The 12318-nt window shown below is 61.3% G+C and carries 15 protein-coding genes; 9 read left to right on the forward strand and 6 right to left on the reverse strand.

Annotation, left to right across the window (positions count from 1 at the left end; translation table 11 throughout):
• The first annotated feature begins 117 nt into the window (after window positions 1-117).
• The 3 genes from C4J92_RS25795 (at window position 118) to C4J92_RS25805 (ending at window position 3764) form a co-directional block, all read left to right on the forward strand.
• The gene (locus C4J92_RS25795) at window positions 118-402 is read left to right on the forward strand and encodes a hypothetical protein (RefSeq protein ID WP_124405636.1); all 285 of its coding nucleotides are present in this window, start codon (window positions 118-120) and stop codon (window positions 400-402) included.
• Between the two features lie 97 nt (window positions 403-499).
• Window positions 500-754, forward strand: coding sequence for a TIGR02647 family protein (locus C4J92_RS25800; RefSeq protein ID WP_003195403.1), 255 nt, complete (start codon window positions 500-502; stop codon window positions 752-754).
• A gap of 169 nt (window positions 755-923) precedes the next feature.
• Entirely contained in the window at window positions 924-3764 is a 2841-nt protein-coding gene (locus C4J92_RS25805; RefSeq protein WP_124405637.1) for a class I adenylate cyclase, read from the forward strand.
• Here C4J92_RS25805 and rnk read toward each other — a convergent pair.
• The 3 genes from rnk to cyaY form a co-directional block, all read right to left on the reverse strand.
• Window positions 3761-4174, reverse strand: a complete 414-nt coding sequence (rnk, locus tag C4J92_RS25810; RefSeq protein ID WP_124364940.1) for a nucleoside diphosphate kinase regulator — start codon at window positions 4172-4174, stop codon at window positions 3761-3763. The two genes, C4J92_RS25805 and rnk, sit on opposite strands and share 4 nt — an antisense overlap.
• A gap of 131 nt (window positions 4175-4305) precedes the next feature.
• Window positions 4306-4524, reverse strand: a complete 219-nt coding sequence (locus C4J92_RS25815) for a DUF1289 domain-containing protein (RefSeq protein ID WP_003176868.1) — start codon at window positions 4522-4524, stop codon at window positions 4306-4308.
• A gap of 2 nt (window positions 4525-4526) precedes the next feature.
• Window positions 4527-4859 (reverse strand): iron donor protein CyaY, encoded by a 333-nt coding sequence (cyaY, locus tag C4J92_RS25820; protein WP_124364942.1) that lies wholly within the window; start codon window positions 4857-4859, stop codon window positions 4527-4529.
• A 238-nt stretch (window positions 4860-5097) separates the two neighbouring features.
• On the opposite strand from cyaY, the gene C4J92_RS25825 reads away from it, so the two are divergent.
• Genes C4J92_RS25825 through C4J92_RS25850 form a run of 6 tightly spaced genes read left to right on the forward strand, consistent with a single transcriptional unit; the run spans window position 5098 to window position 9680 of the window.
• Window positions 5098-5265, forward strand: a complete 168-nt coding sequence (locus C4J92_RS25825; RefSeq protein WP_003195417.1) for a lipoprotein — start codon at window positions 5098-5100, stop codon at window positions 5263-5265.
• 9 nt (window positions 5266-5274) lie between these two features.
• Window positions 5275-6522: a diaminopimelate decarboxylase gene (gene lysA, locus C4J92_RS25830; RefSeq protein ID WP_124405638.1), complete on the forward strand. Its 1248-nt coding sequence runs from the start codon at window positions 5275-5277 to the stop codon at window positions 6520-6522.
• Between the two features lie 3 nt (window positions 6523-6525).
• Window positions 6526-7356, forward strand: coding sequence for a diaminopimelate epimerase (gene dapF, locus C4J92_RS25835; RefSeq protein WP_124364944.1), 831 nt, complete (start codon window positions 6526-6528; stop codon window positions 7354-7356).
• A 13-nt stretch (window positions 7357-7369) separates the two neighbouring features.
• Window positions 7370-8086 (forward strand): DUF484 family protein, encoded by a 717-nt coding sequence (locus C4J92_RS25840; protein WP_124405639.1) that lies wholly within the window; start codon window positions 7370-7372, stop codon window positions 8084-8086.
• Between the two features lie 2 nt (window positions 8087-8088).
• Window positions 8089-8988 carry a tyrosine recombinase XerC gene (xerC, locus tag C4J92_RS25845; protein WP_124405640.1) on the forward strand — a complete coding sequence of 300 codons (900 nt, stop codon included), beginning with the start codon at window positions 8089-8091 and terminating at the stop codon, window positions 8986-8988.
• Entirely contained in the window at window positions 8985-9680 is a 696-nt protein-coding gene (locus C4J92_RS25850) for an HAD family hydrolase (protein WP_124364947.1), read from the forward strand. The genes xerC and C4J92_RS25850 overlap by 4 nt, the downstream gene beginning before the upstream one ends.
• A 193-nt stretch (window positions 9681-9873) precedes the next feature.
• Here C4J92_RS25850 and sutA read toward each other — a convergent pair whose 3' ends face one another.
• The 3 genes from sutA to C4J92_RS25865 all read right to left on the reverse strand — a co-directional run bounded on the left by sutA (window position 9874) and on the right by C4J92_RS25865 (window position 12285).
• Window positions 9874-10206: a transcriptional regulator SutA gene (sutA, locus tag C4J92_RS25855; RefSeq protein WP_124364948.1), complete on the reverse strand. Its 333-nt coding sequence runs from the start codon at window positions 10204-10206 to the stop codon at window positions 9874-9876.
• 102 nt (window positions 10207-10308) lie between these two features.
• Window positions 10309-10734 (reverse strand): secondary thiamine-phosphate synthase enzyme YjbQ, encoded by a 426-nt coding sequence (locus C4J92_RS25860; protein ID WP_124368800.1) that lies wholly within the window; start codon window positions 10732-10734, stop codon window positions 10309-10311.
• 210 nt (window positions 10735-10944) lie between these two features.
• Window positions 10945-12285, reverse strand: coding sequence for an ammonium transporter (locus tag C4J92_RS25865; protein ID WP_124405641.1), 1341 nt, complete (start codon window positions 12283-12285; stop codon window positions 10945-10947).
• Between the last annotated feature and the right edge of the window lie 33 nt (window positions 12286-12318).

Genomic DNA, 12318 nt, shown 5'->3' on the forward strand with positions numbered 1-12318 from the left:
CTCCAGGCCGGGTGTGGGGTTGGCTGCAAGCGTTATAGACGCTGAGGCGCGGCCTGACCAGCAGCATCACCCGCCTGAATGGAGTTAGACTGGCGCCCTTTCCTTGAGGAGCCTGCCATGAGCGAGCCGACCGATATCGACAATGACGAAGAAGAATTTACCGAAAACACGCTGATCGAAGCGATTGAAAACCAGATCGAAAGCGACAACCCGCCTGCGGCCAAGGCCACGTTCAACAAACTGACGCTGGTCGGTTATGAGCGCGAAGATATTCTGAATCTCATGGCCCATGTGCTGGCCTTCGAGATCGATGCGATGCTGGACGAAGACCGCGCTTTTGATACCCAGTGGTATGAAACAGCGCTGCGAGCATTGCCTGAGTTGCCGCCGGAAAAACAATAAGCCTCGGCCGCGCAGCAACACGCTGGACAGTTCGGCAAAGTGCGTTCACCTTATGGCCTGCTAGCCTCTAATAAATTTTAGAAAGTCTGGAGTCCTTATGTCGTATACCCCTGAGTTGGTTGCCGAACTGGAAATCCTTGTACTCTTCCCCCTGGACAGCACCAAGGAAGGTCTGAAAGTCCATCAGACCGCCGCCCCCACTGCCATCGCCGCTGCCAAGCGTCTCCATGCGAAAGGGCTTATCGACCAACCGGATGGAGGCTACCTGACCAGCCTTGGCCGGGACGCCGCCGAGCAAGCGCAGACCTTGCTGACTATCTTGACCACCGCCTCCACCAAAGAAGCCGCCTGACACCTGATCCCGCCCATGGAGTCCGCCCCTCTGCGGATTCCACGGGCGTTGCTGTGCAAGGTGCAAAATTCTGGCGCCAACCGCCATTTCCCTCTAAACCTCCTACGCTACTGCCTGTAAACTCCTACACGGCCGCCCACGTCGGGCCCTGCGAGCCACCGAATTCGACATGACCCGCACCCATGAAATCCGCCCCGACCTGGACGAAGGCATCGACCGTAAGGTGCTGGCCCAATTGCGCGCGCGTTTCATGGTTCTCAATGAAGGCCGCATGGCCCGGGCCGTCGAAGGGTTGACCCCGCGCCAACAAAGCGTGCTGACGTTGTTGCCGCTGTTTTTCCACGTTAATCACCCTTTGCTGCCGGGCTATGTCTCCAGCGGCACGCCGGCCGGGCTGTCGAATTTCGAACCCGATGCCCAGGCCCTGGCCGAAGCCCAGCGCCTGACCCGTTCGTTCTCCTACAAGCCGCGCCATGGCAACCCGCCCCGCCCGATCCACGGCCTGTTCCTGATGGGCAGCCTGGGCACGTTGGCCCAGGCGGATCAGAGCGATATGGACGTGTGGGTGTGCCACGCTCCGGACCTGAATGAAAACGAGTTGGCCGAGCTGCGCAAGAAGTGCCAACTGCTGGAAGCCTGGGCCCAGACCATGGGCGCCGAGGCGCATTTCTTTCTGATCGAACCGACGCGCTTTGTGCTCGGTGAACGGGACACCCAACTGAGTTCCGACGATTGCGGCACCACCCAACACTATTTGCTGCTGGACGAGTTCTACCGCACCGCCATCTGGCTGGCCGGGCGCACGCCGATCTGGTGGCTGGTCCCGGTGTATGAAGAAAGCCGCTACGCCGAATTCACCCACACGCTGATCTCCAAACGCTTCATTCGCGCCGACGAAACCCTCGATCTCGGCCATCTGGCGCGCATTCCTCCGGGGGAATTCATCGGCGCCGGGCTGTGGCAACTGTTCAAGGGCATCGAGTCGCCCTATAAATCGGTGCTCAAGCTGCTGCTGACCGAGGTCTACGCCAGCGAACACCCCAAGGTGCACTGCCTGAGCCTGCGCTTCAAGCGCGCGGTGTTTGCCAATCAGCTGGACCTGGACGAGCTGGACCCGTACATCGTGGTCTACCGCCGCATCGAGGAATACCTCAAGGCCCGCAATGAACCCGAGCGCCTGGAACTGGTGCGGCGCAGCCTGTACCTGAAGGTCAACCGCAAGCTCAGCGCCGGCCAGCGCACCGCCAGTTGGCAACGACTGCTGCTCGAACGCCTGGCCGATGAGTGGGGTTGGGACCAGCGCCAACTGGCCCTGCTGGACAGCCGCAGCCAATGGAAGGTGCGTCAGGTCGCTTCCGAGCGCCGTGCCCTGGTCAACGAGCTGAACTACAGCTACCGCTTCCTCACCCAGTTCGCCCGTACGGAACAGACCGTCAGCCTGATCAACAAGCGCGACCTCAATGTGCTGGGCCGGCGCTTGTACGCAGCCTTTGAACGCAAGGCCGGCAAGGTCGAGTTCATTAACCCCGGGATTGCCCCGGACCTGGCCGAAGACACCCTGACCCTGGTGCACTCCCCCAACCGCAAGGAGCCGGGCCAGCACCATTGGGGCCTGTATAACGGCAACCTCACGGCCCTGGAATGGGAGCACTTCGCGCCGATCAAACGCAGCCGCGACCTGCTGGAAATGCTCACCTGGTGCCATCGCAACGGTGTGATCGACAGCAGCACGCGCCTGGCGCTGCACCCCGGCGCCAGCGACATGACCGAGTTCGAACTGTTCAACCTGCTGGGCAGCCTGCAACAGACCATCGCCCTGCCCCTGGCCAGCGTCGATGAAGCGCGCCTGTTGCGTTCGGCGGTACCGGAAGAAGTGCTGTTGCTGGTCAACGTCGGCGTCGACCCACTCAAGCATCACCGCGACCTGAACATTCTGATGACCACCGAGCGCACCGACTCCCTGAGTTATGCCGGCGTGCGTGAAAATCTGGTACTGACCCTGGACCAGGTCACGCTCAATAGCTGGAACGAGGTGATGGTCAGCCGCTACGACGGGCCCCATGCGCTGCTCGACTGCCTGCGCGACTACCTCAACCAACTGCCGCCGGCTCATTTGCCGCGGTTGCGGGTGCGCTGTTTCTGTCACAACCGAGCGCAGTTCATTGCCCAGCGCGTCGAAGAAATATTCGACACCGCACAGCATCTGCTGCTCGGCCAAAGCAACCACCGCTACCTGCTCCAGGTGCAGCAGCACTATCACGTCATGGAACTGATTCCCGGCCAGGCCACCCACGTGTCACTGCCGACCCAGGACGCCTTGGTCGCCTACCTCAGCGAAGAGCTGGCCAGCTACAGCCCATTGCACCTGGACGCCATGGCACTGGAAGACCACGACCTGGCGCTGCTGCTGCCCATGGGCCAGGCCGATTGCATACAAGTGTTCTACCGGGTCAATGAAGGCTTCGCCGAACTGTATGTGCTCGACGAATTCAACGCGCTCTGGCAGCAGCGCTTGCCGTTTCATGATGAACAGAGCCTGTTGGCACCGCTGCAGCGGTTTCTGCTGTCGATCATCTATCGCCGCGAAGCGCTTTCACCGCTGGACACCCAACAGCCGCTGGGCGAAGTACAAACGCTGTATTACCAACTTTTGCCATCGGGCAGCGCCCGCGCACGCGTTGTCGAACCAAGGCCGGCGCCGCAACACCCTGCCAACAAGCCGTTTTATGACGTGCAGGCGATTATCGGCAAGGCGGCGCCCGGCCAGGTGGGTGTCACGCTGTACTGCAATCAGCGGGAATTTTCCGAAATGGAGTTTGGCGACCAGCTGTTTGCGGTGGTCGCCCGGGAGATCATCGGGCAACGCCGCGAACCCGAGCGTTACCGTTGCTACATCACCGACCTGGACCTGTCGGGCCTGCTCGGCGACGTGCAAAGCCCGAGCAATCTGTACCTGCGCTACAAGGCCGAGCTGGAGCTCGCGCTCAATGAAGCGCTGAGCCAGATTTAAAGCGGGAAGGCGCCGCCGTCTTTGGGCTGGCCTTCGACACTCAGCAATTCAAGCTTGAGGGTCTTGCCGCCCGGTGCAGGCCAGTCGATATGCTGGCCCACTTGCAGGCCGAGCAAAGCACTGCCGACCGGCGCCAGGATCGAGATCTTGCCTTCATCGGCATTTGCGTCCTTGGGATAAACAAGGGTCAGGTGATAGTCCTTGCCACTGCCTTGTTCACGGCAATGCACGCTGGAGTTCATGGTCACGACAGTTGCAGGCACTTCATCGTGACCAACCACGTCTTCGGCGCGGTCGAGTTCGGCCTGCAACGCTTCGACGCCGGGAAACTCGTCGCCCAAGCGGTCGATCAGTTGCTCCAGACGCTGCACGTCAAGACGGGTGAGAATGATGGACGGTGCGGTGGTCATGATTCAGGCAGACTCCTTTTTTCTGCACAAAAAAGCAAAACCCCGCCAGGAAAAGGCGGGGTTCTCACGGGCCTCGATGAGTTGAGGCGTACCCGGACACTACCACAGCGTCACAAATAAACAAGATAGCGTCAGGCGTGGGCCCGGCGTTGCTCGGCCTGCGCGCAGATCACTCGACGCCGGGCATCGTCGGCGGAGCGCCATTCACGGATGTCTTCGACATGCCGGAAGCAGCCGAGGCAGACTTTTTGCTCATCCAGGCGACACAAACTGATACAAGGCGACGGCACCGCCGGGCTGACGTTGCTGAACAGCGGCTTGGGCGGGCGTACGGGAGCAGGCTGGGTCACTGTCAGATCTCGTCGAAGTCCAGCTCGGCGCCGGTATATTCCTCGACCAGCCGCGTGAGCATCTCGCCCAACAACTCTTCACTTTTGTCGCACTGCCATTTGCCGCTGTCTTCGTCGTAGTCGAAGTGAACGCCACCGGAGCGCGCCGCCAGCCACAACTGACGCAGCGGTTCCTGGCGACTGAAAATCAGTTGCTGGCCGCTCTCGAATTTGACGGTCAGCACACCGGCCGAGTTTTCCAGATCCACATCCAGGTCGCTGTCGTCGAAAATATCTTCCAGCTTCTCCTGGGTGGCATCCACCAGGTCGTGAAAACGGGCTTCGGTCAAACTCATTGTGGCAACCTCAAAAGTGTCTGGTTCTGCTCAAGCGCCGCACGATACGGACGCGCCCCGCCGATTGCAAAGGATACCGATTTCAACGCGATTGACGGCGTGAAATATCCTCAAACAGCGTAGTCCGCTTCCCGACCCTCTCAGCAAACCCCCGCCGGACGGGTATTCCGGCGCATAGGCAAGCTGGCGGGTGGTCGGTATACTCGGGCGCAATTAATGCATATTCAAGGATTTCGCCATGAAGCGCCTGATCTCTTCCCTTGCTGCGCTCGTCGCGGTCGCTTGCCTCGTTAGTGCCTGTGGTCAAAAAGGCCCGCTGTACCTGCCCGACGACAGCAAAGACCCGAACGAACAGGCGCAGTCGTCGCAAAAGCCATCGAAAGCGCACAAGCACGACACTTACTAAGGGACCCTCATGGACGCTTTTAACTACCGGGACGGCGAGCTGTTCGCGGAAGGCGTGGCGCTGTCTGCGATTGCCGAGCGCTTTGGCACCCCGACGTATGTGTATTCCCGTGCACATATCGAAGCGCAATACCGCTCGTTCACCGACCCGCTGGAAGGCGCGCCGCACCTGGTGTGCTACGCGGTGAAAGCCAACTCCAACCTGGGTGTACTCAATGTCCTGGCGCGTCTGGGCGCTGGTTTTGACATTGTCTCCCGTGGCGAACTCGAACGTGTATTGGCCGCCGGTGGCCAGGCCGACAAGATCGTGTTTTCCGGCGTCGGCAAGAGCCGCGAAGACATGCGCCGCGCCCTGGAAGTAGGTGTGCACTGCTTCAACATCGAGTCCACCGACGAGCTGGAGCGCCTGCAGGTCGTGGCCGCCGAAATGGGCGTTCGCGCGCCGATCTCCCTGCGCGTCAACCCGGACGTCGATGCGGGCACCCACCCGTACATTTCTACCGGCCTCAAGGAGAACAAGTTCGGCATCGCCATTGCCGACGCCGAAGACGTGTACATCCGCGCCGCCCAATTGCCGAACCTGGACGTGTTGGGTGTCGACTGCCATATCGGCTCGCAACTGACCACCCTGCCGCCGTTCCTGGATGCGCTCGACCGCCTGCTGGCACTGATCGACCGCCTCGGCGACTGCGGCATCTACCTGCACCACATCGATCTGGGTGGCGGTGTGGGCGTGCGTTATCGCGATGAAGAGCCGCCGTTGATCGCCGACTACATCAAGGCCGTGCGCGAGCGTATCGAAGGCCGCGACCTGACGCTGATGTTCGAGCCGGGCCGCTACATCGTCGCCAATGCCGGTTTGCTGCTGACCCAGGTCGAGTACCTCAAGCACACTGAGCACAAGGACTTCGCCATCGTCGACGCGGCGATGAACGACCTGATCCGCCCGGCGCTGTACCAGGCCTGGATGAATGTCACCGCCGTTGCCCCTCGCGACAGCGAAACGCGCGCGTACGACATCGTCGGCCCGATCTGTGAGACCGGCGACTTCCTGGCCAAGGATCGTCAGCTGGCCCTGGAGGAAGGCGACCTGCTGGCCGTGCATTCGGCCGGTGCCTATGGGTTTGTCATGAGTTCCAACTACAACACGCGCGGGCGAGCCGCCGAGGTGCTGGTGGACGGTGATCAAGCGTTCGAAGTGCGTCGCCGCGAGACGGTAGCCGAGTTGTATGCTGGCGAAAGCCTGCTGCCGGAGTAAGCCATGCTGCTGCGTTTTACCAAGATGCACGGGCTGGGCAATGACTTCATGGTTCTCGACCTGGTCAGCCAGCACGCACACATCCTGCCCAAGCACGCCAAACAATGGGGCGACCGGCACACCGGTGTCGGCTTCGACCAATTATTGCTGGTGGAAGCGCCGACCAACCCGGAGGTGGATTTCCGTTATCGGATCTTCAACTCCGATGGCTCTGAAGTGGAACAGTGCGGCAACGGTGCGCGCTGCTTTGCGCGCTTCGTGCTGGACAAGCGCCTGACCGCCAAGCGCCAGATCCGCGTCGAGACCAAAGGCGGCGTGATCGAACTGGATATCCGCAGTGACGGCCAGATCAGCGTCAACATGGGCGCGCCACGCCTGGTGCCGGCGGACATTCCGTTCCAGGCGCCCGAGCAGGCCCTCAGTTATGCGCTGGAGGTGGACGGCAACAGCGTGGATATCGCCGCCGTGTCCATGGGCAATCCCCATGCGGTGCTGCGGGTCAATGACATCAACAATGCGCCCGTGCATGAACTGGGGCCGAAGATCGAACATCACCCGCGCTTTCCGGCGCGGGTCAATGTGGGCTTCCTGCAGGTGATCGACCGTTCTCGCGCGCAATTGCGTGTGTGGGAGCGCGGCGCCGGCGAAACCCAGGCCTGCGGCACCGGTGCCTGCGCCGCTGCCGTGGCCGCGATCAGCCAGGGGTGGATGGATTCACCGCTGCTGATCGACCTGCCGGGTGGGCGCTTGTCCATCGAATGGGCAGGCCCTGGCCACCCGGTGATGATGACCGGGCCGGCCTCGCGTGTATACGAAGGACAGGTCCGTCTATGAGTGAGTCAAGCCAATGACCGATAAGCCTCAAGTACCCGCACACATAACCCCAAGTGAAAGCCTGGAGGCCGCTGCAGTCGCGGCGTACCTTGAGGCTCATCCGGACTTTTTCGTCGAGCACGAGCAATTGCTTCCGGCCTTGCGCATCCCCCACCAACGCGGCGATACCGTGTCGTTGGTGGAGCGGCAAATGCAGATCCTGCGCGAGCGCAATATCGAAATGCGCCACCGGCTTTCGCATCTGATGGATGTGGCCCGCGACAACGATCGCCTGTTCGACAAGACTCGTCGCCTGATCCTGACCCTGATGGACGCCGCCAGCCTGGAAGAAACGGTGATGGCCGTGGAAGACAGCCTGCGCCAGGACTTCCAGGTGCCGTTTGTCAGCCTGATCCTGTTCAGCGACAACCCGATGCCGGTGGGTCGCTGGGTCAGCGGTGGCGAAGCGCAAACCGCCATCGGCGGCCTGCTTTCCGAAGGCAAGACCATCAGCGGCACCCTGCGCGAGCATGAATTGGACTTCCTCTTTGGTGCCGAACAGCGCCAACAGATCGGCTCCACCGCCGTGGTTGCCCTCAGCCACCAAGGCCTGCATGGCGTACTGGCCATCGCCAGCCGCGATCCCGCGCATTACAAAAGCTCGGTGGGCACCCTGTTTTTGACCTACATCGCCGAAGTGCTGGGCCGCGTCTTGCCGCGCTTCACCACTGCCCTGCGCGCGGTGCGCTAGCCATGGAACGGCAACTGGACGCTTACTGCGCTCACCTGCGCAACGAGCGCCAGGTGTCGCCTCATACCCTGGAAGCCTACCGGCGGGACTTGAACAAGGTCCTGGCCTATTGCGAAAAGCAGCAGATTGCCAGCTGGAAAGCCCTGGATATCCAGAGCCTGCGCAGCCTGGTCGCACGGCTGCACCAGCAAGGCCAGTCCTCGCGTAGCCTGTCGCGCCTGCTGTCGGCGGTGCGCGGCCTCTATCACTACCTGAACCGCGAAGGCCTGTGTGACCACGACCCGGCCAATGGCCTGTCGCCGCCCAAAGGCGAGCGCCGCCTGCCCAAGACCCTGGACACCGACCGCGCTCTGCAACTGCTCGATGGCGCGGTCGAGGATGACTTCCTGGCGCACCGCGACCAGGCGATCCTCGAGTTGTTCTACTCCTCGGGCCTGCGCCTGTCCGAGCTGACCGGCCTGAACCTCGATCAACTGGACCTGGCGGATGGGTTGGTGCAGGTGCTGGGTAAAGGCAGCAAGACGCGTGTGCTGCCCGTCGGCAGGAAAGCCCGTGAAGCCCTGCAACTGTGGTTGCCGTTGCGCGCGCTGGCCAATCCGCAGGACGACGCGGTATTTATCAGCCAACAAGGCCGACGCCTGGGGCCACGGGCCATTCAGTTGCGCGTAAAAGCCGCCGGCGAGCGCGAACTGGGGCAGAACCTGCACCCGCATATGCTCAGGCACTCCTTTGCCAGCCATATGCTGGAGTCGTCCCAGGACCTGCGCGCAGTACAGGAGCTGCTCGGCCACTCCGACATCAAGACCACGCAGATCTACACCCACCTCGACTTCCAGCACCTGGCAACGGTGTACGACAGCGCCCATCCACGGGCCAAACGCATCAAGGGCGGCGACTCATGAGCATCAAGCTGATCACCTTCGACCTGGACGACACGCTCTGGGACAACGTACCCGTCATCATCAGCGCCGAAGCGTCAATGCGCGAATGGTTGGCGCTCAACGCATCCAAGGTCGGCGACTTGCCCCTGGAGCATTTCGCCAGCCTGCGCCAACAGGTGCTGCAACGTCACCCTGAACTCAAACACCGCATCAGTATCCTGCGCCATCGGGTGTTGATGCATGCGTTTGAGGAGGCTGGTTATCCACAGCCTGAAGCCACGGAAATGGCCGACGTGTGTTTTGAAGCGTTCATTCATGCGCGGCATCAACTCACCGTCTTCCCCGAAGCCGAGCCGATGCTCAAAGCCCTGCGCCAGCACTTCCTGCTAGGCGTGATCACCAATGGCAATGCCGACGTACAACGCGTAGGCCTGGCGGACTACTTTCACTTTGCCTTGCGTGCCGAGGATATCGGCATCGCCAAGCCGGATGCGCGGTTGTTTCAGGAGGCATTACAGCGCGGCGGCGTGAAGGCCGAAGCGGCGGTGCATGTTGGCGATCATCCGGGCGATGACATTGCCGGGGCGCAGCAGGCGGGCCTGCGAGCAGTGTGGTTCAACCCGGCGGGCAAGGCGTGGGAAGGGGATAAACTCCCGGATGCGCAAATTCGCAGCCTGACGCAATTGCCGGAGTTACTTCGCCGCTGGCAGTAACACCGATGGCCAAATGTGGGAGGGGGCTTGCCCCCGATTACGGTAGATCAGCCAGCCTATTTGGTGATTGATACACCGCTATCGGGGGCAAGCCCCCTCCCACATCTGGATCACCACAACGCTCGAATAAATCAGCAGGCATGAAAAAACCCGCAGCGACGGCGGGTTCTTTCTTACAAGCAGGTAGCTGACCTCAGATAGGACGGCTGCCGTATTTGTTATCCGGCTTCTTCGGTGGATCAGCCACCACGTTGGGCTCGACCTCGACCACTTTGCCGCCTTTGGCGAGGAATTCTTCCATCGCACGGGCCAGGGCATCGCGCTCTTTGTTCTTGGCTTCAACACTGGGCAGTTCATCTACCGAAACAGCAGCCTTGGCCTTGCCTTTGGCTTTGGGCGCGACATCATCGCCAGCACTGTCATCAAGGTCTTCAGCAACGTCATCAGCCGCCGCTTCAAGACTTTCCTCAGTGTCGTCTTCGTCACCTACTTCGAGGTCGTCGTTTTCCAGATCATCGTCGCTCATGTTCTACCTCATGACTTGCGAAAAGCAGATTAGTTATAGCCCAGCTTCACCCTCTGTCGAGGTCGCCGGAAAAAAATCAACATCCACTGGATCACCAGTGGCTTATGCCCCTTCACCGTGCAAGGTGGCGAGGACTTTACGAGCACCGCCATGATCACGGTGCTCGCCCAGATAAACACCTTGCCAAGTCCCCATCGCCAAGCGGCCAGCCTTCACCGGCAAACTCAGCTGGCAGCCCAGGAGACTGGCCTTGAAGTGCGCCGGCAGATCATCCGGACCTTCGTCGTTGTGTTCGAACCCTGCATGGCCTTGCGGCACCAGCAAGTTGAAGAAACGCTCGAAGTCACGGCGAACCGCCGGATCGGCATTCTCGTTGACCGTCAACGAGGCCGAGGTGTGCTGCAGCCACAGATGCAACAGGCCCACGCGACACGCCTTCAATTCAGGCAAGCCGGCAAGCAACTCGTCGGTCACCAGGTGAAAGCCCCGGGGCTTGGCCCTAAGGGTAATCAGGGTCTGTTGCCACATACAGTTCTCCGCCCATCGGCGCGCATTCTAGCGCGCTCTGGAAAAAAACAAAGTGCCGAATACGCCTACATGCCTGTAAGACATTCGCACCCTTAAAAGTGCCGTGTGGATCCCATCACAAAGTTGACGAAAAACCCATGCCACTTATAGGCAGAGACAAACGCCAGACAAAAAAATGCCCGGCAAGCCGGGCAACTTTTTTTCGCGTACTTACAGGTTGTAGCCACGCTCGTTATGTTGCGCCAGGTCGAGACCGACCGCCTCTTCCTCTTCGGTGACGCGCAGGCCCATGACCATGTCCAGCACCTTGAGGATGACGTAGGTGACGATCGCCGTGTAGATCACGGTGAAGCCGACGCCTTTGCACTGGATCCACACCTGGGCGGCGATGTCAGTGGTAGCGGCGTTGAAGCCACCCATCGACGGAGCCGCGAACACGCCGGTCAGGATCGCGCCGAGGATACCGCCGATACCGTGCACGCCGAAGGCGTCCAGGGAGTCGTCGTAGCCCAGCTTGCGCTTGAGGGTAGTGGCGCAGAAGAAACACACCACGCCCGCCGCCAGGCCAATGACCAGGGCGCCCATCGGGCCCACGGTGCCAGCCGCCGGAGTGATCGCAACCAGGCCGGCCACCACGCCCGAGGCGATGCCCAGTGCGCTCGGCTTGCCGTGGGTGATCCACTCGGCGAACATCCAGCCCAGCGCCGCAGCAGCGGTAGCAATCTGGGTAACCAGCATCGCCATGCCGGCCGTGCCGTTGGCTGCGGCAGCGGAACCGGCGTTAAAGCCGAACCAGCCGATCCACAGCATGGCCGCGCCGATCAGGGTGTAACCCAGGTTGTGCGGGGCCATCGGGGTGGTCGGGAAGCCTTTACGTTTACCGAGCACCAGGCACGCCACCAGGCCAGCCACACCGGCGTTGATGTGCACCACGGTGCCACCGGCGAAGTCCAGCACGCCCCAGTCCCACATCAGGCCGCCGTTGCCGCTCCAGACCATGTGCGCAATCGGCGCATAGACCAGCGTGAACCAGATGCCCATGAAAATCAGCATCGCGGAGAACTTCATGCGCTCGGCGAAGGCACCGACGATCAGCGCCGGAGTGATGATGGCGAACGTCATCTGGAAGGTGATGAACACCGCTTCCGGGAACAGCGCCGCAGGCCCGGTGATGCTGGCTGGAGTGACCCCCGCCAGGAACGCCTTGCTCATGCCGCCGAAGAAGGAGTTGAAGTTGACGACGCCCTGCTCCATGCCGGTGGTATCGAACGCAATGCTGTAACCGTAGACGACCCACAGGATGCTGATCAGGCCGGTGATGGCAAAACATTGCATCATCACCGACAGAATATTCTTGGAGCGGACCATGCCGCCGTAGAACAGCGCCAGGCCAGGAATGGTCATGAACAGCACCAGTGCGGTGGCGGTCAGCATCCAGGCAGTGTCGCCGGAGTTGAGGACTGGAGCCGCCACTTCGTCTGCCGCCATTGCAAGGCTTGGCATTACGATGGACAACAGGGCTCCGAGCCCTGCGAATGTACGCAGAGTCATAGTGTTTTTCTCCTGGGGCGTTGGGGTTTGGCG

This window comes from Pseudomonas sp. R3-18-08 (assembly GCF_003852065.1).
Lineage (GTDB): Bacteria > Pseudomonadota > Gammaproteobacteria > Pseudomonadales > Pseudomonadaceae > Aquipseudomonas.